The sequence below is a fragment of the Finegoldia sp. genome (assembly GCF_046991905.1).
Lineage (GTDB): Bacteria > Bacillota > Clostridia > Tissierellales > Peptoniphilaceae > Finegoldia.
This window is the reverse complement of sequence record NZ_JBKWZF010000001.1, coordinates 43536-63884: the sequence shown is the minus strand read 5'-3', so window position 1 is coordinate 63884 and position 20349 is coordinate 43536. Positions and strand designations below refer to the sequence as shown.

Annotated in this window: 18 protein-coding genes and 1 other annotated feature; of the genes, 2 read left to right on the top strand and 16 right to left on the bottom strand. The window is 27.4% G+C overall.

Features of this window, described 5'->3' with window-relative positions:
- Nucleotides 1–72 precede the first annotated feature (72 nt).
- From tsf to ACLUJM_RS00300, 8 genes are all read right to left on the bottom strand, one after another.
- A complete protein-coding gene (tsf, locus tag ACLUJM_RS00335; RefSeq protein ID WP_412411836.1) occupies nt 73–747 on the bottom strand; it encodes a translation elongation factor Ts in 675 nt (224 codons plus the stop codon).
- 78 nt (nt 748–825) lie between these two features.
- Entirely contained in the window at nt 826–1638 is an 813-nt protein-coding gene (gene rpsB / locus ACLUJM_RS00330; protein WP_294684675.1) for a 30S ribosomal protein S2, read from the bottom strand.
- Nucleotides 1639–1752: 114 nt separating this feature from the next.
- Nucleotides 1753–3819, bottom strand: coding sequence for a type I DNA topoisomerase (topA, locus tag ACLUJM_RS00325; RefSeq protein WP_412411835.1), 2067 nt, complete (start codon nt 3817–3819; stop codon nt 1753–1755).
- Between the two features lie 19 nt (nt 3820–3838).
- A complete protein-coding gene (locus tag ACLUJM_RS00320) occupies nt 3839–4381 on the bottom strand; it encodes a class IV adenylate cyclase (RefSeq protein ID WP_412411834.1) in 543 nt (180 codons plus the stop codon).
- Between the two features lies 1 nt (nt 4382).
- Complete coding sequence (locus tag ACLUJM_RS00315) at nt 4383–5063, bottom strand: metallophosphoesterase (RefSeq protein WP_412411833.1); 681 nt, start codon at nt 5061–5063, stop codon at nt 4383–4385.
- A gap of 5 nt (nt 5064–5068) precedes the next feature.
- The gene (locus ACLUJM_RS00310) at nt 5069–7318 is read right to left on the bottom strand and encodes an ATP-binding protein (RefSeq protein WP_412411832.1); all 2250 of its coding nucleotides are present in this window, start codon (nt 7316–7318) and stop codon (nt 5069–5071) included.
- Nucleotides 7315–8391: a metallophosphoesterase family protein gene (locus ACLUJM_RS00305; protein ID WP_412411831.1), complete on the bottom strand. Its 1077-nt coding sequence runs from the start codon at nt 8389–8391 to the stop codon at nt 7315–7317. The genes ACLUJM_RS00310 and ACLUJM_RS00305 overlap by 4 nt, the downstream gene beginning before the upstream one ends.
- Nucleotides 8392–8399: 8 nt before the next feature.
- Nucleotides 8400–8639 carry a YdbC family protein gene (locus tag ACLUJM_RS00300; protein ID WP_294685422.1) on the bottom strand — a complete coding sequence of 80 codons (240 nt, stop codon included), beginning with the start codon at nt 8637–8639 and terminating at the stop codon, nt 8400–8402.
- A 188-nt stretch (nt 8640–8827) separates the two neighbouring features.
- Here ACLUJM_RS00300 and ACLUJM_RS00295 point away from each other — a divergent pair, with 188 nt between their 5' ends.
- Together ACLUJM_RS00295 and ACLUJM_RS00290 are read left to right on the top strand one after the other, a co-directional pair.
- Nucleotides 8828–9445 (top strand): regulatory protein RecX, encoded by a 618-nt coding sequence (locus ACLUJM_RS00295; RefSeq protein WP_294685421.1) that lies wholly within the window; start codon nt 8828–8830, stop codon nt 9443–9445.
- Nucleotides 9445–9720, top strand: a complete 276-nt coding sequence (locus ACLUJM_RS00290) for a GIY-YIG nuclease family protein (RefSeq protein ID WP_412411830.1) — start codon at nt 9445–9447, stop codon at nt 9718–9720. Before ACLUJM_RS00295 ends, ACLUJM_RS00290 begins: the two co-directional genes overlap by 1 nt.
- A gap of 31 nt (nt 9721–9751) precedes the next feature.
- Here the strand turns inward: ACLUJM_RS00290 and rplT are convergent, their stop codons facing one another.
- The 8 genes from rplT to hisS all read right to left on the bottom strand — a co-directional run bounded on the left by rplT (nt 9752) and on the right by hisS (nt 20345).
- On the bottom strand, nt 9752–10105 hold the full coding sequence (rplT, locus tag ACLUJM_RS00285) for a 50S ribosomal protein L20 (RefSeq protein WP_294685308.1): 354 nt from the start codon (nt 10103–10105) through the stop codon (nt 9752–9754).
- 18 nt (nt 10106–10123) lie between these two features.
- Complete coding sequence (rpmI, locus tag ACLUJM_RS00280; protein WP_002836329.1) at nt 10124–10315, bottom strand: 50S ribosomal protein L35; 192 nt, start codon at nt 10313–10315, stop codon at nt 10124–10126.
- Between the two features lie 14 nt (nt 10316–10329).
- Nucleotides 10330–10836, bottom strand: coding sequence for a translation initiation factor IF-3 (infC, locus tag ACLUJM_RS00275; protein ID WP_294685309.1), 507 nt, complete (start codon nt 10834–10836; stop codon nt 10330–10332).
- Nucleotides 10837–10859: 23 nt separating this feature from the next.
- Nucleotides 10860–10971: a sequence feature (ribosomal protein L20 leader region), on the bottom strand.
- Between the two features lie 36 nt (nt 10972–11007).
- Nucleotides 11008–13410 (bottom strand): bifunctional lysylphosphatidylglycerol flippase/synthetase MprF, encoded by a 2403-nt coding sequence (gene mprF, locus ACLUJM_RS00270; RefSeq protein WP_412411829.1) that lies wholly within the window; start codon nt 13408–13410, stop codon nt 11008–11010.
- Nucleotides 13411–13420: 10 nt separating this feature from the next.
- Nucleotides 13421–15160: an ABC transporter ATP-binding protein gene (locus ACLUJM_RS00265; protein ID WP_412411828.1), complete on the bottom strand. Its 1740-nt coding sequence runs from the start codon at nt 15158–15160 to the stop codon at nt 13421–13423.
- Entirely contained in the window at nt 15150–16877 is a 1728-nt protein-coding gene (locus tag ACLUJM_RS00260) for an ABC transporter ATP-binding protein (RefSeq protein WP_412411827.1), read from the bottom strand. The genes ACLUJM_RS00265 and ACLUJM_RS00260 overlap by 11 nt, the downstream gene beginning before the upstream one ends.
- A gap of 76 nt (nt 16878–16953) precedes the next feature.
- Nucleotides 16954–18858 carry a threonine--tRNA ligase gene (gene thrS, locus ACLUJM_RS00255; protein WP_412411826.1) on the bottom strand — a complete coding sequence of 635 codons (1905 nt, stop codon included), beginning with the start codon at nt 18856–18858 and terminating at the stop codon, nt 16954–16956.
- Between the two features lie 191 nt (nt 18859–19049).
- Nucleotides 19050–20345 (bottom strand): histidine--tRNA ligase, encoded by a 1296-nt coding sequence (gene hisS / locus ACLUJM_RS00250; RefSeq protein ID WP_412411825.1) that lies wholly within the window; start codon nt 20343–20345, stop codon nt 19050–19052.
- Between the last annotated feature and the right edge of the window lie 4 nt (nt 20346–20349).

Genomic DNA, 20349 nt, shown 5'->3' with positions numbered 1-20349 from the left:
TAACATTTTAAAATCAATATGATACTATGTAAAATAAAAAAAGCTGCAATATAGAAATTGCAGCAATAATTTTTATTGACCCATTTGTTTTTTTACTTCTTCAGCAAAATCTTCGTTTTTCTTTTCTAAACCTTCGCCAACTTCAAATCTAGCAAATCTACGTATTTTAATATTTTCACCGATTTTGGCAATTAAATCTGTTAATAATTGTTCAACAGATTTGTTAGGATCTTTAATAAATGGTTGTTCTAATAAGCAAATTTGAGAATAAAATTTATTAATTCTTCCTTCAACTTTTTTTTCTGCTATCATTTTTGCCTTATCTTCAGGAACATTCTTACCATCATTTTCATTTAATGCTTGGTGAATTAATACTTCTTTTTCTTTTTCTACTTCTTCTGCAGGAACTTCTTCACGACTAATGTATTTTGGATTTGATGCTACAACTTGCATAGCAATATCTTTAGCAAAGTTCTTGAATTCTTCATTTTTAGCAACGAAATCTGTTTCACTATTGATTTCAACAATAGCAGCAATTTTTCCGCCGTGAATATAAGTTTCAACAATACCTTCAGATGCTAATCTTCCAGCTTTTTTTTCTGCTCCAGCAAGTCCTTTTTCTCTTAAAAGGTCAATTGCTTTTTCAATATTTCCATCTGCTTCAGTTAGGACTTTCTTACAGTCCATCATTCCTGCGCCAGTTTTTTCTCTTAATTCTTTTACCATACTAGCAGTAATTTGTGCCATTTTATTACCTCCAATTGAATTAAAAAGCGACTGTCAAACAATTATTTAATTTTAAGTTTAACCGTCGCTTATTTTTTATTATTCTTCGTCTGATTGTTCTTCAGAATTTTCAACAAATTCTTTTAAATCTTCTTCTGATACTGATTCTTCTGTTTCAGATTCTTCTGTATCATTTTCAGTTTCAGAATAAACTTCTTCTGAATCTTCACGACCTTGATTTGCTTCAATAACAGCATCAGCAATTGTAGAAGTTAATAGTTTAACTGCTCTAATTGCATCATCATTACCAGGAATAGCTATGTCCAATTCATCTGGATCACAGTTAGTATCTACTATACCTACAACTGGTATTCCCAATATTTTTGCTTCGTGAACAGCAATGTATTCTTTTTTAGGATCAACTACGAATAATACACTTGGCATTTTAGTCATTTTTCTAATACCACCAAGGTTTTTTTCTAGTTTTTCTCTTTCTCTTTCTAATTGGCTAACTTCTTTTTTAGGTAAAAGATCGAATGTTCCATCTTCTTCCATTTCATATAATTGGTGAAGTCTATTAATTCTTGTTTTGATAGTTTTGTAGTTTGTTAACATACCACCTAACCATCTTTGGCTTACATAATGTTGTCCACATCTTTTTGCTTCAGTTTCGATAGCTTCTTGAGCTTGTTTTTTTGTTCCTACGAAAAGAACTTCTCCACCATCTGCAACGATGTCTCTTACATAATTGTAAGCATCATCAATTTGTTTTACAGTTTTTTGAAGATCTATAATATAGATTCCATTTCTTTCTGTAAATATAAATTTTGACATTTTTGGGTTCCATCTTCTTGTTTGATGACCAAAGTGAACCCCAGCTTCTAACAATGATTTCATTGATACTACTGACATTTTTTCTACCTCCGTTTTTTCCTCCAGACGACTCATCTACAAATACGACAATTAAGCAACTGTATTGGTATCATCGACTGTGTGTTTTACTTTCAAAGTATATCATATATGTTTTTATTTTTCAAGCTTTTTATAATCACATTTTTCATTAGAACAAATAATGGATTCTCCATGCCTATTTTTTCTATGAACTAGTAAACTACCACATTCAGGACATTTCTCACCTGTAGGCTTATCCCATAAAGCGAAGTCGCAATTTGGATAATTTTCACATCCATAAAAAACTTTACCTCTTTTAGAAACTTTTTCTATTATTCTGTGACCACATTTTGGGCATTTTACTTTAGTATCTTTTACAATAGTTTCAGTATATTTGCAATCAGGAAAAGCACTGCAGCCAATAAATTTTCCATTTCTTCCATGTTTTATTACCAAATCACTTCCACATTCAGGACATTTACGACCTATAGGCTCATCTTTAACTTTGAATTTATCTTGAGCATTTTTTGCTTTAATTAAATCTTCATTAAATCCATCATAAAAATCTCTAATTACTTTTTTCCACTCAACATCATTTTCTGCAATATTATCTAATTCATTCTCCATTTCAGCCGTAAATTTTTCATTGATAATTGAATCAAAATATTGAACTACGAATTTACAAACTTTTTCTCCAATTTCTGTAGTATAGAATTTTTTTTCTTTTAATTCTACATAATTTCTGGATAAAATACTACTTATAATTGATGCATAAGTGCTTGGCCTTCCTATTCCATCTTCTTCAAGAGTTTTTACCAAGCTAGCTTCTGTATATCGTGGTTTTGGTTTAGTAAAATGTTGTTTTGACTCTATCTTTCTTGAATTTAAACTTTCTTTTTCTTCTAATTCTGGTAACTCACTATCTTTAGTGTTTAGCGAATAAACTCTTGTAAATCCATCAAAGATTACTACATTTCCATTCGATCTAAAAGTATATCCATTATTATCAAAATCTATCGATGTAGATAAATATTTCGCATCTTTCATTTGACTTGCAACTGTTCTTTCCCAAATCAATTTATATAATTTGTACTGATCATCTGTCAAATACTTTTTAATTTCGTTAGGCCTTCTTGTTACAGAAGAAGGTCTTATTCCCTCATGTGCATCTTGGGATCCTTTTTTCTTTTTGGAATAATCATATCCTTTCGTAGCGTATTGTTTCCCATAAAGTTCATTAATAATACTTAAGCAATCATTGACACATACATGAGATATTCTTGTTGAATCAGTTCTCATATAAGTTATCAAACCTACAGAACCTTCACTTCCTAAGCTAATTCCTTCATATAATTGTTGAGCAATTCTCATTGTTTTAGAAGTTTGAAAATACAACTTTTTATAAGCTTCTTGTTGAAGAGTTGATGTCGTAAATGGTGCATATGGTTTTCTAGATTTTTTTTGTTGTTTAATAGATTCCACAATAAATTTGTCAGACAATTCTTCTAATATTTTATTAGCTTCATCCTCATTATTAATATTTATTTTATTGGATTTATCTTTTGGAGAATAGTAAAGTTCTGAATCAAATTCTAGACTATTCTTTGATAAGTTTGCATGAATTGACCAGTATTCTTCTGGTTCAAATTCTCTTATTTCTTTTTCTCTTTCACATATAAGTCTTAACGCTACTGATTGTACTCTACCTGCGCTAAGTCCAGATTTAACTTTCTTCCATAATAGTGGGGATATGCTATAACCTACTATTCTATCTAATACTCTTCTTGCTTGTTGTGCATCTACCAACTTAAGATCGAGAGCTTCAGGTTTTTTAATAGCTTCTTTTACAGAATCTTTTGTTATTTCTTGAAATTTTACCCTATTTTTTTCCTCAGGATTTATACCTAATAGATAGCATAAATGCCAAGAAATAGCCTCTCCCTCTCTATCAGGGTCGGTTGCCAAAAATATTTTTTGAGAATTTTTATAGTCCTTTTTTAGAGCGTTGATTACACTAGCTTTACCTCTAACATTAATATACTGTGGTTCAAAATCATTCTCAATATCTATTCCTAATTTGCTTTTCGGTAAATCTCTTAAATGACCAATTGTAGCTACAACTTTATAACCTGATCCTAACATTTTTTGAATTGTTTTCGCTTTTGTTGGAGATTCCACGACTACTAGCTTTTTATTTGCCATTTAAAGTCTATCCTTTCTGTTAATCTTTTTGTAATTTAGATCTTAAATCGCTTATAGATTCTGTCGATACTTGATGTTTTCTAATTTCTAGTTTATTTAATACATTTTCTAAATGTTCTTCATTTTTAACTTCTATCTCTAAATATGGATATGGATAAAAATCCTCATCCCAACGATCAAAGTCCAGTCTCGCATCCATAAACAAAAAAGATTTTCTTTCCTTTTTTGATGAAGACTGCTTATCTAATTTAACAAATTTTAATATTTGTTTCAAATTTTCTTCATTATCAAATTTTATAGTATATTCATCATAATGCCTAACATTTGTATCATTAATTTTCTTTTTATAAGTAAGATATTTAGTTTTTTTGTTATTGTATATATCTTCTGAAATTCTAATCCTAAGATAATCTGTGTTTTCAATTAAATCAAAATCATCAGATTCAATTAAAATATTTTCTTGAATTTCATGAGCTATCATTACAGCTCCCAAATCAATTGCTTTTTCCATTAAACCATTAAAATCATCAGTGAATATCTTACACTCTAATTCTTTTTCCATCTTATTTCCTTATTTTTTTAGCTTTAAAATCTATGTAATCAGAAGATACACAATGTACATTTATTCCATCTATTAACCCTTCAACTACATTAGTATGTCCGTATCCATGTAAGTGACCATAAACCAAATCTGTCACGTTGAATTTTCTTAGACAATTAAATAATTCATTGGGTTGTTTATTTATGTCAAATGGTGGATAATGCAACATCATAATAATATCCTTATTATTTTTTACACTTTCTAAACTCATATTAACTCTTAGTATTTCTCTTTGAAAAATCTTTTTATCATTTTCTGTCGCTTCTTTACTAGTTGGATCTAGCCATCCACGCGATCCACATATATTAAATTTATCTAAATCAAGTGAATCATTTTGAATAAATAATATAGATTTCAAATCTAAATTCCTAAGTTTACTTATCCCCGACCACCAATAATCATGATTACCACGAGTTAGTATTTTTTTGCCTGGCATTTCATCAATTCTTCTTAAATCCACAAAAGCTTCATCTAATTGCATTGCCCATGAAATATCTCCAGGAACAAGTATAATATCATCTTCATTTAATTGATCTAAGTTTTTAAATATCTTCTCTTCATAATTTTCCCAATTATTTCCAAAAACATCCATGGACTTTTTTTTAGTATAATCCAGATGTAAATCACCTATCGCATAAATCATATTTATTATAACTCAATTTTCTTATATATTATGTCTAGTTCATTCAATAATTGTTCATCTCTTTTTTGACAAGAAAAAAGTATAACTTGACTATTATTTGATATTTTGAATAAAAGATCCAGACACTTCTTATATCTTACATCATCTAATTGAACAAAACAATCATCTAGAATCATTAAATAATCAAGTCCCATTAATTCTTCAAGAACACTAATTCTAATAAATATAGACAACAAATCAAATGTTCCAGAACTTAAATATTTTTGTTCGTAGAATTTAACACCATCATAAACACTGACATCTAAGTTTTCATCAACTCTGAACCTATCCCTATCTTTAGTCGAATAAGCCATCATTTCAGATACTTTTTTGTTGATTCTAGGAATGAAATTCTTGTGTAACTTATTTATACTTTTATTAATCAAATCCATAGCTAGTTCTATAGATTCAATCTCTTTTTCATAATTTTCTATTTGCTCGTTTATATCTAATAATTTTTCTTCTTTCTCAAGTAAAAGATTCACAGAATTTTCAAGCATTTTCGTTCTTTCAAATAATTTCGCATTTTCTTTAATAGATTCATCAATCTCATGGTCAAGTACGTTAATATCTTTTATTTCATTCTCGTCAAATTGTATAGTTTTATCATGAAAATCGTTTAATAAAATACTGAAATCATACTCACTTGATATTTTTTTTAGTTGATCATCTTTATCTGATATTCTACTTATCAATTGTTCGTATTCTATTTTTTTTCTTCTGTAGTCTTCAACATCTATATTCTTCAACTTTCCCGAAGATGATAATATATTGTTGATTTTACTCTTACAATTTTCATCTTCATATAATATAGAGTCCAATTCAGAATCTATATCATTTAGTTTTTCTTCAAGATTATTTAAATAATTAACACTTCTATCCATATCTGTATCGTATTTAAAATCGTTAATAACATCAGTTAAACTCTCATACCTCATATTAGTAATTTGATTAACTTTTTGCAAAATTTTATTTAATTGACGATTATAAGATATTGTCTTGAATTTTAAAATTAATGATAATAAAATATAGTAAAAAACAAATAAAATAGGAGTAATAACAATTTTACTAGACCCTGCTAATATATAAATGACTCCAGCGATAATTAAAGCAGAAATAATTCCAATAATTGTTAATTTAATTTTCAATTTAGAATTTGCTTTAGATTTTTCATTCAAATCATTAATTTCAAATATATAATCTTTTATAGTTTGATAATTGCTAATTTTTGCCTTTAACTGGTAATAATCCTGTCCTATTAATTTTTTTTGCTTTGATAAATCATTAAATCTAATTCTATTTGCGTCCAAAAATTGATTCTGCTCTTCTAATTCGTTGACATCATCTTCTTCGATTTCATTTATATAACTAATTGATGATACTCTATCTAACAAACTTGCTTTTTCCTTCAAAATTTGCATTTTATAGTTTTTTGCATCTTCAATTTTTTCTAAATCATTTTGTTTATGCAAATTTTCCAGTTTTTCTTTATTTAAAAGTAGTTTTTCGTGTCGAATTTTATATTCGTTTAATTTAGCTAGACAATCTTCGTACTCTTTTTTTTCTTTATTTATATTCTTAATTTCATCTTCTAAATCAAGTTTATTTTGGTACAAACTTCCCATCGCTTTTGTCTTAGATTGTTTTGTGCCAATATTTGATTTCATTTTTTCTAATTTAACCAAAGCTTGTTTAAATGAAACTGTATCATTCTGACTGTTAGATGAATTTAAGAGCATATCTACAATAGAAGTTATATTCTTATTTTCGACATCTAATTCTTTTAAATTAGAAAAAACAGTTGATTTAAAAATATCTGAAGGCATTTTAAAAAAATACTCACCAGGAAATGATAAGTTGTCCGGATTGTAATCGTCTAAATTAGTCTCATTATTTCCAGTAGTTTCGTTAAAAATATTAAAGTATTTTTCTTTAAAATTACGATAAATCACATATCTCTTACCGTCTTTTTCTACTAAGATACTTCCCTCATAGTTTTCATTGTTCCATGGTCGGTATTTTTCATAATCTTCTGTATATACAGTTCTTTTTAAATAAGGTTTAACGAAACCATAAAAAACGCCTTCAATAAATTTTGATATAGTAGTCTTTCCCGACTCATTTAACCCATAAATCAGATTAAATTTGTCTTCTAATTCTATTGTGTAATTATTAAATCTTCCAAATGAGATCAAATCTAATCTAATAATTTTCATAGTTTATTCTCCATTAAACAATTAATTCCTAAATTGATGGCTCTTTTAACAACAGGATCATCCTGATTCAAGTTTTTAGTTTCTTCTATAAAATAACCTAGAACATTATTTCTATTAAATTCATAGATTTTATCCAAATTTAAATTTGATTCTGTGTTGTCAACTATTTCTACATGTTCACAATACTTACTCAAACTTTCTTTTAATGAACCTATATCCAAATCAAATCCATCTTCTAGTTGTCCATTTAGATTAATTCTTATAAAGTTTTTCTTACCATCTACTAAATTTTTGGATAACAAACTTACCAAATCATAATAACTAAATTTATCTGATATATTATAGTCAAATTCGTTAAAATTAGATTCTGAGCAATCTAAAAAATCGATGTCAAGTCTGTTATCGATAATACTACCAATAACAGCTCCATGCATTCCTTTTTCTTTAAAACTCAAAGGTTCAATTGAACCAGGATACACAAATTTGTCATTGAATATTGTTGGTTTGTGAATATGACCAAGAGCTACGTAATCAAACCCTAAATTATTTACTTTTTCTTGATCAAAAAACATGTAGTTACTGTTATAAGATAACAAATCAGAATGAATCATTAATACATTTGTTTTTAATTTATCTAATTTCAAATCCTCAAAAATATTCATAAAATCGTAATTGTTTTTATTGTAACTTATCCCATAAACATCCATATCATCAAACTCTATTTTCTCAAGTGAATCCTTTCTGAATACATTAAGATTCTCACTAGCATTTGCCATATCCCATAAATTATCTTTATATATGGGATCATGATTGCCACCTATAACACAAATTTGAGAATTTGTCCTAGAAAATAAATCAATTAATCGATTCATATCACTTAGACTGAAATTTTCCAAATTATACAAATCTCCCGACAAAAAAATATAATCGACATTTTCATCAATGCTATATTTAATTAATCTTTCAACAGATGACCATATTCTTTGTCTTCTAATTTTAGACATTGATTGTGGAATTGCAGATTTTTCAAATTTCATGCCTAAGTGAAAATCAGCTGAATGTATGAATTTCAAAATATATCCTACTTTTCTGAATCTAATTGATTTAATTCATCTTCTATTAAAGCATGTAAAACTCTAAGCTCTTCTTCAGTAAATGTAAGACCTTTACTCATTCTTGTATGATCTGGATTCCACTCTCTAATATCGTATTTTGCATCATAATCAGACCATTTTACAATATTTAATTCCTTGTTCCAATTATTTGCCTTAGTTGATAAAACTCCTAATCTTTCTATTATTTCAAATTTTAAATCAGCCATAATTACCTCCATTTTTATAAATATATTATAGCATTATTTTAAAATATGCAAATATATGTTTTTGTGTTAAAATATCATAGAGGTGAATTTTATGAAAAAACAAAAATTAGCTCAAGTTATAGCTATTATTCTAGTGGCAATGATGGTCGCTCCATTTATACTAAATGTAATTATGAATATGCAATAAAATGATAATTAAACATATTGAGTTCAATGATAAAAAAGATAAGTTTATAATTGAGACTGATACAAAAGAAGTTTTTTTATTAAGTTATAGAGATTTTGAAAAGTTGAAAATACAAAATGAAATGATAATAGATGAAAAATTGTATTCTAATCTTCTAGAAATTTCAAAATTTAGTGAAGCTTTTGAAATCAGCCTTAATTTTTTATCTTATAAATTAAGAACCGAAAAAGAAGTAGTTACAAAACTGAAATCTAAAAATTTCAGCTATGAAATTATCGCAGATGTCTTAGATAAATTAAAAACTCTAGATTTAATTGATGATGTTAACTATGCCAAAGTATTCATTAACGATAAAATTAATCTTACAAACTACAGTAAAAAAAGAATAATTAACGACCTCTACCTTAAAGGGATAGACAAGAGAGTCTACCAAGATTACTTAGATGAGGTGTTTGGATATAATATGGAGTTTGATAAAGCGACTGAGGCAGTAGAAACTAAAATAAATATCTGGAAAGAAAAATATCAAGGATATGAATTAAAAAACAAAATAATTACTTTCTTGCTTCAAAAAGGTTTCAATTATGATGTCGCAAAACAAGTAAGTGGTATGTTTTAATGTATTATTTATATATTTTAGAGTGCGCTGACAATAGCTTATATACAGGTATTACTAATGATTTTTCAAAAAGAATCCAAATGCACAACAATGGTAAAGCTAGTAAGTATACAAGGTCAAGACTTCCAGTAAAATATGTCTTTATAAAAAAAGTTGATAATAAAAGTAACGCGTTAAAATTAGAAATAAAAACAAAAAAGCTAACTCGTGATAAAAAATTAAAACTTATAACTTCAAATGAAAACGAAATAGACAATATACTAAAAAAAGCTTAAGTATGATTCACATCAACTTAAGCTTTTCATTTTATAAATTATTTTTTGCTAATTCAACTAATTTAGCAAATTCTTTTTCGTCTCTAACAGCCATATCTGCAAGAACTTTTCTATTCAAATCAACTCCTGCTACTTTTAAACCATGCATGAATTTGCTGTAGCTTAAATCATGCATTCTTGTAGCTGCATTAATTCTAGCAATCCATAATTTTCTGAAATCTCTTTTTCTTCTTTTTCTTCCAACATATGAATATGCTAATGATTTCATTACAGCTTGGTTAGCAGTTTTGAATAATGTATGTTTTGAGCCGTAATATCCTTTAGCTTGTTTTAATACTTTTTTGTGTCTTCTTTTATTATTTGTACCACGTTTAATTCTAGCCATTTATATTTCCCCCTCTGATTAAGGAATCATTTTATCGATTCTTCTCATATCTGCATCGCTAACTGTTGTGCCTTTTCTTAAGTTTCTAATTCTCTTTGCAGATTTCTTACCTGTTAAGTGACTTGCATAAGCTTTATATCTTCTTAACTTACCTGTACCAGTTCTTCTAAATCTTTTAGCAGAACCTCTATGTGTCTTCATTTTTGGCATATTATTTTCCCCCTCTAATTATCTTTATCAGTCAAAGGACCCATAAACATTATCATCATTCTTCCTTCCATGGAAGGTTTTTTTTCTATTTGTCCTACGTCTTTTGTTAATTCATAGAATTTATCAAGAACTTCTTTTCCCAAATCTTTATGTCCAAGTTCTCTACCTCTAAATCTAACAGAAACTTTTACTCTATTTTCATTACTTAAAAACTTGGAAGCTTGATTAGCCTTAACTTCTAAATCATGCTTTTCAATATTTGGAGAAAGTCTAATTTCTTTTACATTTATTACTTTTTGATTTTTCTTTGCTTCTTTTTCTTTTTTTAATGCATCATATTTATATTTACCATAATCTAATATTTTGCATACAGGTGGTTTAGCATTCGGAGCTACATTTACCAAATCTAAATGTTTATCTTCAGCCATTTTCAAAGCTTCTTTGATAGATATAACACCTATTTGCTCACCTTCATCATCGATTAATCTAACTTTTGAAGATCTTATCTCCTCATTAATCATTAAATCTTTTATATTATTCACCTCCAAAAAAATAATGGCGGGTAAAAATACCCGCCAAAAATTAATAATCAAATTAAATTTTAACCTTATGAATTCGAAATTATAAGGTGAGAGCGGATATCTCTACTTATCAACATTAAATATTGTATACTATCTCGTATAATTTGTCAACTATTTTTTCTTCGAATTTACAACATTAATTAAAATGTAAGGTAAATTAAAATCGGAAGTATAAGCTATATATTTATTCGACCAACTTGGCTTAAACTTGTCTTTATAATTTCTTAAACCTTTAAAATTATATATTTTATTTTGCGTATTGTAAACAATATTCAAAACTTTTTCTTTCTTTTTAGAATAAATCTTATCTCCTACTTTAGATAGTGGAGCCATTCCAAGATAGAATTTTTCGTAATTATTTTCTTGTCCCCATAATATCAACTTTATAAAAATAAAGTCCATCAATCCATCTTCATTTGATTTATCATATCGCATCAAATCTATAGATAGAGTTTTATTATCGTAAAAAGGTTGAAGATTTGCAAAAGCAAGAAGTTTTTCTTCTCGATAAATACATGCAATTTTCGTTCTTTTTAGATAATCAATGTCAAAAAATCCTAAGCTGAATCCCATTTCATTTTTATTTCCAAGCCAATTGTCGGAAACAACTTTCATTTCAGATATTAATTCTTTTGTAGGTTCCTGAACTTTAAATTCATAATTTCCTTTGTCAAAATTGTTTAAAACATGTCTCCAAGTCCTATTTTTTTTTCCAACTAATGAAAATTGCGTCAAATCTAATGTTGCATCTTGTCCAACTTTTACAAATCTAAAGCCTTGATCACAATACAATTCCAGATTCTCTCCGTTTATTTCATAAAAACAAACATTCATGTGATATTCATTGCAATAAATTATGAAATCATCAATTGCTTCAACAAAATTTTCTTTGTTTCCTATAGGATCCCCTAATACAATAACACTGTTTCTTACAGGTCTATACATTATCATAACTGTGTTTGTTTTATCAAAATATACGTTTTTATCATTAAGATATATTAGATGACTAAACTCATTTCCACCATATTCATTTAAGAATTCATCTATCCTTTCGAAATCCTTATCTGATAACTTAGTAAAAGTTAATTTTTGAGTTCTAGTATATTGTGCAAGATATGACAATATCAAAACAAATAAAACGTATAAAAGAATAAATTTCTTATTTTCGCTTAGATAGTTTAATGAATATTTTCTATTTGATGTAAAAAAGTTTACCTTATTAACTGTGTTACTAATAAAAACGAAAGCTATTGTTACAACTGATAATTTTACGATAGTATTCAAAAAGTATTTTGCCCTAAATTTTATAGCTTTTTCTGTAAAGCCATCCTTCATTATATATAATAGGACACCTAGTAATAAAGTTATGATTGATTCTTCTATGTCTAATCCCTTTAAAAGTGTAGATATTACTGAAATTACAATTACAGCTTCAGCAATATAAAAAGATTTTTTTACTGATTTCTTTATTCCTTGTGATAACAAAATTAATAGCCCACCAGAAGTAAGAGTTAAAAACCTCGCTAGCATTAACACATCTTTTTTTACAAATCGTTTTAATATTTTAATTCTCATCAAAACCGATGGAGTAGCAACGCTTAAGCATAAAATCAAACCAACAATAAGTGTGAAAATTGATAAAATATTAAATGCAAATTGTTTATTTTTATAATCGGTATTGTAATTGTCGTATATTCTTTTTAGTATCATAATTAATGATAATATCCATGGAATAATACTGTATACTAATCTATAAATCAAGATAGCTATTATTGCTGCTTTCGGCTCAATTAATCTGCACAATAAATGTATCTGTATTAGGTCAGATACAATAAATCCATCTTGCATCAAGCTTACTTGTCCAAAAACATTTGAAACGCAATAAATTAATATTAAGTTTGAGTAGTTAACATTTGTAAATTGTTTTATTACAAAAACAAAAAGTAAAATATTGCATATACTAACAAATAACTCGTAAGATATTGATAGTATTTTTCTTTTCAAACTGATTTTATCAGTTAAAACACAATCTAAATAATAAGGACATTTGTTTTTTAGGTAAATCACACAAATGAAAATAACTAAAATAACTAAATAAATTAGAAATAATGTCCACTCTGGTTTCATAAAAAATATTGTAAATATACTAATCAATGATAAAGCTATAAAATTGGAAATGTTTTTATTTAACTTTTGAATTTTATATTCATTACCATCTGTAACTATTGATTCTATCCCTTTAATCCATATGAATTTTCTTAATGATTCTAAAATCCAATATTTTTTAGCATTTTTAATATCAAATTGATCATCAATTAAATAGTATGAGATTGTAGAAATAAAAAATACTACTAATCCAAAAAGAACATTTTTAAATTTTTGTCCAATACTCAAAAAAATCTTGTATTTAAATATATGGTTAGGCGATATAAAATTATTTCTTACAATGTATAAAACAATAATTGTAAATATTATCGTGTATGCTATTTTAATGTATTTTAGTTTTTTATCCATTAATCCCCCTTTAAATAGATGATTGTTCCTCGTACATTTGCTTGTAGAACCCTTCTTTTGATAATAATTCTTCATGAGTTCCACTTTCTATTATTTTACCATTAGATAATGCGAAAATTTTATCTACATTTCTTATTGTAGATAATCTATGAGCAACAATCAATGTAGTTCTTGAGTATTTTAATTTTTCTAAAGGTTTTTGAATTATTTGCTCTGTTTCTGTATCTATATTTGATGTCGCTTCATCAAGAATTAAAATTTTTGGATTTCTAATATATGCTCTAGCAAAAGAAATCAACTGTCTTTCTCCCTGAGAAAGATTAGAACCTTTTTCTTTAATAGGCTCATTCAACCCTTTTTTAAGCAATGTATAGCATCCTAATTCTTCTAACGCTTTAATTACCTCTTCATCGCTATACTGTTTATCTAGTGTAATATTCTCTTTTAGTGTAGTTTCAAATAGAAACGGATCTTGCAACACTACAGCAAAGTTTTCTCTTAAAATATCTTCATTTAAATTATTGATATTTTCTCCATCTATTAAAATCTCTCCACTTTTAACATCGTAAAATTTTAAAATTAAATTTAATATAGTTGATTTTCCACTTCCAGTAGTTCCAACAAAAGCAGCACTTGTAGATTTAGGTATTTTAAATGAAATGTCTTTTAATACGTCATTTTTATCATAAGCAAAATAAATATTTTTAAATTCAATGTTTCCATCTACGTTTTCAATTACACCTTCAGACTTTTCAATTTTGTCTAATTTCATTATATCAAATATATGACTTGCTGATGCATAGGCTTGTTCCATATCGCCAAATCTTGTTACTATTACGCTAACGTTTGAAAATATTTTAGAAGTATAATCAATAATAATGTACAATCCTCCAACTGTTACAGGATAGCTTTTTGTAATTTGACCGTAACCAAAATAAAACAATATTATAACTGTAGATAATAATCCTATTATATCAATTGCTCTGTATCCCCCATAACTTCTCAATTTAGTTAGAGCTATATTATTATCAAAAATTTCTTTGTTTATTTTATCAAATTTTTCTTTTATAGTCTCTTTTACATTTAATGCTTGAATTATTTCCATATTATTAATATTTTCATTAATACTAGCATTAATTTTACTAACCAAATGTCTAATTCTTTTGTTATGTTTTGCAGATTTAAATCTATAATCATAGAATATAAAGAAAACCAACGGGAATAAAATCAAAAGCATTAAAGAAACTTTTAAGTTCGTCACAACCATCATTATATATATAGCAATTATCATAATCACAGCTGTTGTAATATCTGCTAATATTAATTGAAACATAATTTTTAATCTCATAGTATCATTAGTAATCCTAGAAACTATACTCCCTGCTGCTAAATTATCAAAATATTCAATTGGCAATTCATTAATATGCTTGTAAATATCATTTTGAACAAAGTAGGTTACATTATTCGCTGCTAGTTCAAAATAAATCATACTTAGATTACTGAAGATTCCACAAGCTACATAAATTACTAAGTAAATAGCCAAATACTTTACAATTGTTGAAAAATTACCAACTATTTTATTTTTTGCGATATATTCATTTAGCACAAATCCTATTACAATGGGACCAAGAATTTCCATTGCAGTTCTTAGTAACGAGAATACAAAACCAATGATTAATTCTTTTGATTGTTTAATGGAATACACTTTTAGTTTTTCTGATACAAATTTATTTCTTAATTTACTCTTCATATCTACCTCTTACTAATTGAATGTTATATTGATTGTAATACCACTGTTTATTTTTCATCAATTCTTCATGAGTACCCATTTCACTTATTCTACCATCTTGAAGTACAACTATTAAATCAAAATCATCAATTTGATTTAATCTATGAGTTGATAAAACAACTGTTTTGTTAAGTTTTTTTAATTCTCTTAATATATTTTTCTCTGTTTTTGTGTCTAATGCACTTAAGCAGTCATCAAGAACCACTAAATTAGAATCTTTTAGTAAAGCTCTTGCTAAGGAAATTCTTTGTTTTTGTCCTCCTGATAAAGATAGTCCATTTTCACCACATAAAGTGTCAAAACTATCTGGAAAATTCACTATATCTTTATAAATATCCGCACTTTTTGAAACATTTATAATTTCTTCGTCAGTTGCACCTATTTTTGATAACTTAATATTATTCTTAATAGTATCAGAAAAAATCATGCTTTTTTGAGATACATAAGCTATGTTTTCCCTAGCAGATTCTAAATTTATCAAATTAGTGTATTTATCGTTTATTTTAAACTCATCTTGTCTTGGATATAAGAATAATAATTGTTTAAGAATAGTAGACTTACCTGAACCTGTTTTTCCTACAATAGCCACTCTCATATTTTTTCTAAATTCAAATGAAATATCTTTAAGTGCGTATTCTTTTGTATACGGATATTTGAAACTATAATTTTCAAATTTGATACTTTTAATATCATTGACATCTTTGTAATCTTTGTTTAAATCCAATTCATCTTCATAGTCTAAAATATTATCAATTCTATCCATTGATGCATCTGCCTGCTGATATACATTTATGAAGTTTCCTAATGCGTACATTGGCCAAATCAACATATTTAAATAATAAGTGAATGACACTAATTGTCCGACAGAGATTTGGTTTTTACTAATTAAAACAGTTCCATATCCAATCGCTATAACAAAAGTTATTGCTGGAATTATCCTTTGAAAAGGAGCCATTAAAGCTCTATATTTTACTACATCCATGTTTTTTTGAACTAACATTTTGGATCTATTTCTAAAAGAAAAATATCTAGAATCTTTTATTCCAAAAACCCTGATTATTCTAATACCTTCAACATCTTCTAAAACACTGTTATTTAATTTATCAAATGTAGATTGTACTATAGAATATTTTTCGTGGATTTTCTTTCCTATTTTTAGACATAGAAATGCCAAAATTGGTAGTGGTATTACCGAAACAAGTGTAAGACGAACATCTACTACTACCATCATTATAATTATAATAAATAAAGGAAAAACAGTAGAATCAAAAAATGTAAGTGTTCCAAATCCCATCAAATCACTTAGACTATTTACATCTCCAGTAGCCCTATTCATTAATTCACCCGTTTTAAAAGTTTGAAAAAATTTCATAGATTCATTCAAATATTTATCCATTAATCTATTTCTTGTAACATAATCTATTTCGTTAGATGCTCTAAATGTGTAATAGCACCAACCCATTGCAAAAAAATATTTAACAACAATCACTAGAACATCTATCAAAAGTATTAATAAAAAAGGTTTCAATTCTATTGAATTATTTAATACTCTATCTGTCAATTTTCCAGTAATATATGGTGGAATCAATCCAACAAGGTCACTTAATAGAAGAAAAGTAATGGCAAGAATTAATTTGCGTTTGTAATATTTTAGAAACCAATAAAATTTCTTGTACATTTTGCCTCCTTATTAAAAATTTGCTCTGAAAATTCAGAGCAAATTTTATGTTAAAAAATAATCCTTGTTTATAGACTTATTTTCTATTTTGGTATTCATCTACTAATTCATCAATAAATTCATCTGTATTTTTAGAACCAACATCTCCAAGATCTCTCTTTCTTACAGATACTTCATTGTTGTCAATTTCGTTTTGACCAATAATTAATGAATAGTTAACTTTCTTTAATTGAGACTCTCTTATTTTTAAACCTATCTTTTCACTTCTGTCGTCTACTTTAACTCTTAATCCTCTGGCTTTCATTTTTTGTTGTAATTCGTATGCATAATCATTAAACTTATCGCTAATAGGAAGAATTTCTACTTGAACTGGTGACAACCATAATGGGAATTTTCCTGCATAGTGTTCAATTAATATACCCATAAATCTTTCTTCACTACCTAAGATAGCTCTATGAATCATTGCTGGACGTTTTTTAGATCCATCGCTAGCAATATATGTCATATCGAATCTTTCTGGCATTTGGAAGTCTAATTGAATTGTTCCACATTGCCAAGTTCTTCCGATTGCATCTTCCAAGTGGAAATCTATTTTAGGTCCATAGAAGGCACCATCGCCTTCATTAATTTTATATGGAAGACCTTTATGTTCTAATGCACTTTTTAATGAATTAATCGCTAATTCCCAATCTTCATCAGAACCCATCGAATCTTCTGGACGAGTTGATAATTCAACTTCATATTTAAATCCAAACTTAGAATAGATAAAATCACAGAAATCAATAATATTAGTTACTTCTTCTTCTATTTGTTCAGGTAAGCAGAATACGTGTGCATCATCTTGTACGAAAGTTCTTACTCTGAATAAGCCGTGTAATGCACCTGATAATTCATGACGATGAACTTGACCTAATTCGGCAACTTTAATTGGAAGTTCCCTATAGCTGTGTAATTCGTCTTTGTATACTAAGATAGATCCAGGACAGTTCATTGGTTTAATAGCATAATCATCACCATCTATTTGAGTAAAATACATATTTTCTTTGTAGTGATCCCAGTGACCTGATTGATGCCACAAATCTTCATTCAAAATCAATGGAGTTTTAATTTGACCATATCCTCTTTCCAAAAGTTGTTCTTTTAAGAATTTTTCTAGTTCATTTAAAACAACCATTCCATTTGGATGGAAGAATGGGAAACCTGGACCTTCTTCTTGAATTGAGAATAATCCCATTTCTTTACCTATTTTTCTGTGGTCTCTTTTCTTTGCTTCTTCCATTCTTTCCAAATATTCATCTAATAATTTCTTTTTAGGGAAAGAAATTCCATAAATTCTTTGAAGCATTTTATTGTTTTCATCGCCTCTCCAATATGCACCTGCTATAGATAACAATTTAAATGCTTTTATATTTTTAACTTCTAATAGGTGTGGCCCTCTACATAAATCAACGAAATCTCCCATTTCATATAATGTGATTGTAGCATCTTCATCGAGATTTTCAATCAAATCAACCTTGTAATCTTGTCCTTCTTTTTTAAATCTTTCTAAAGCTTCTTCTCTTGAAATTTCAACTCTTACTAATTGAGGATTTTCCTTTACTATTTTTTTCATTTCAGCTTCAATTTTTTCTAAATCTTCTGGAACAAATTTATGATCTGTATCTAAATCATAATAAAATCCAGAATCAATTGAAGGACCTATTGCAAATTTTGTACCCGGATACAATCTTTGAATTGCATAAGCCATTAAGTGTGATGAAGTATGCCAGAAAACTTGTTTTCCTTCTTCATCATCGAATTTTACAAATTGAACTTCACAGTCAGAATCAATAGTTTCCATTAATCCCATAATTTTACCATCTACAACTGCTCCGACACAGTCTCTTGCTAATCCTTCAGATATTGATTTGCAAACATCCAATAAACTTATTTCTCCGTCAAACTCTTTAACAGATCCATCTTTTAATTTTACTTCAAACATAAATACCTCCTAATAAAAAAGAGACCCTAATCCCGATAGGGACAAGTGTCTCGTGGTTCCACCCTAATTTTTTCTCATTTAACAATTGGCTCCAAATTAGTATTCAGCATATTGATCTCTTAAGTAAAATTTCAGCCCAAGTTTTACTCTCTCTGAAAGTTCTAATATACCTACTGGGATTTTTCATCACCTTATTTTAACTTTTCTATGATTTGGTTAAGCTCTAATAATTCTTGATTACCATTTTCCATGTTTCGTAAAGTAAATTTATTTTGCTCAACTTCATCCTGTCCTATTATTATAACATATTTTACGGATAATTTGTCAGCATAATTAAATTTCTTTTTTAATTTATCATCTTCAAGATAACTCATACATTTTACTGATGAATTTCTCAAATCATTCATCAGTTTCACTGCATTTTTTTCGAATCCTTTCATAGGAATGATGATGCAATCGAAGTTAGAATGTTGTACTTTAACCAAATTTAATTCTTGAAGTTGATAGAATAATCTAGTTAATCCTATACTCATCCCTACTCCAGGTAATTTGCTTTTAGTGAAATTATTTGCTAAATTATCATACCTGCCGCCAGAACATATTGAACCAATTTCTCGATATTCCTTAAAGAATGTTTCGAAAACTGATCCTGTATAATAATCAAGTCCTCTAGTAATTGATAAATTAATTCTTATATTATCTTCATTAACACCTAACGATAGAATATCTTCATATACAAATTTCAATTCGTTAAGACCATTAACAAATAATTCATTATCAATATTCATAGATTCAAGTTTTTCGATTATTTCTGTATTAGTTCCATCAATTTCTAGAAATTTTACAATTGAATTTATATTTTCATCAGTCAAGTCTAACTTAGATAGTTCTTCTTTAACACTTTCTTTTCCTATTTTATCTAATTTATCAATTATTCTCAAACATGACTCAAAATCTTCTATTCCTAAATAGGAAAAATATCCATTTAATAGTTTTCTATTATTAAATTGAAATTCAAAATCTGGAACTTCGATAGCCTTTAATGCTTGATACATACATTTTAAAATTTCTGCATCATTGTATAAGCTTAATTTTTCTTTTCCTATAATATCTATATCACATTGATAAAACTCTTTATAGCGTCCTTTCTGATTGCGTTCTCCCCTATAAACTTTTCCTATTTGATATCGTCTAAAAGGAAATGCTAAATCTTGCATATACATCGAGACATATTTTGCCAATGGAACTGTTAAATCGAATCTTAACCCTTGATTCTTTTTACTATTGTCAATTCTATATACCTGTTTGCTTGTTTCTCCTCCACCTTTAGATAGTAAAACATCTAATTTTTCAATAGCAGGTGTATCTATTGATAAAAATGCATTTTCAATAAAAACATCTTCTATTTTTCTTTTAATTGTATCGAATACCAATTGATCTTCAGGAAGAAGCTCCATCATCCCTGGTAACGTGGACGGTTGAATCATAACT

Bases quoted from the DNA above. Each gene is read 5' to 3' on its own strand.
- tsf (WP_412411836.1), bottom strand. From the start codon at position 747: ATGGCACAAATTACTGCTAGTATGGTAAAAGAATTAAGAGAAAAAACT.
- rpsB (WP_294684675.1), bottom strand. From the start codon at position 1,638: ATGTCAGTAGTATCAATGAAATCATTGTTAGAAGCTGGGGTTCACTTT.
- topA (WP_412411835.1), bottom strand. From the start codon at position 3,819: ATGGCAAATAAAAAGCTAGTAGTCGTGGAATCTCCAACAAAAGCGAAA.
- ACLUJM_RS00320 (WP_412411834.1), bottom strand. From the start codon at position 4,381: ATGGAAAAAGAATTAGAGTGTAAGATATTCACTGATGATTTTAATGGT.
- ACLUJM_RS00315 (WP_412411833.1), bottom strand. From the start codon at position 5,063: ATGATTTATGCGATAGGTGATTTACATCTGGATTATACTAAAAAAAAG.
- ACLUJM_RS00310 (WP_412411832.1), bottom strand. From the start codon at position 7,318: ATGAAAATTATTAGATTAGATTTGATCTCATTTGGAAGATTTAATAAT.
- ACLUJM_RS00300 (WP_294685422.1), bottom strand. From the start codon at position 8,639: ATGGCTGATTTAAAATTTGAAATAATAGAAAGATTAGGAGTTTTATCA.
- ACLUJM_RS00295 (WP_294685421.1), top strand. From the start codon at position 8,828: ATGATAATTAAACATATTGAGTTCAATGATAAAAAAGATAAGTTTATA.
- ACLUJM_RS00290 (WP_412411830.1), top strand. From the start codon at position 9,445: ATGTATTATTTATATATTTTAGAGTGCGCTGACAATAGCTTATATACA.
- rplT (WP_294685308.1), bottom strand. From the start codon at position 10,105: ATGGCTAGAATTAAACGTGGTACAAATAATAAAAGAAGACACAAAAAA.
- rpmI (WP_002836329.1), bottom strand. From the start codon at position 10,315: ATGCCAAAAATGAAGACACATAGAGGTTCTGCTAAAAGATTTAGAAGA.
- infC (WP_294685309.1), bottom strand. From the start codon at position 10,836: ATGATTAATGAGGAGATAAGATCTTCAAAAGTTAGATTAATCGATGAT.
- mprF (WP_412411829.1), bottom strand. From the start codon at position 13,410: ATGGATAAAAAACTAAAATACATTAAAATAGCATACACGATAATATTT.
- ACLUJM_RS00265 (WP_412411828.1), bottom strand. From the start codon at position 15,160: ATGAAGAGTAAATTAAGAAATAAATTTGTATCAGAAAAACTAAAAGTG.
- ACLUJM_RS00260 (WP_412411827.1), bottom strand. From the start codon at position 16,877: ATGTACAAGAAATTTTATTGGTTTCTAAAATATTACAAACGCAAATTA.
- thrS (WP_412411826.1), bottom strand. From the start codon at position 18,858: ATGTTTGAAGTAAAATTAAAAGATGGATCTGTTAAAGAGTTTGACGGA.
- hisS (WP_412411825.1), bottom strand. From the start codon at position 20,345: ATGATTCAACCGTCCACGTTACCAGGGATGATGGAGCTTCTTCCTGAA.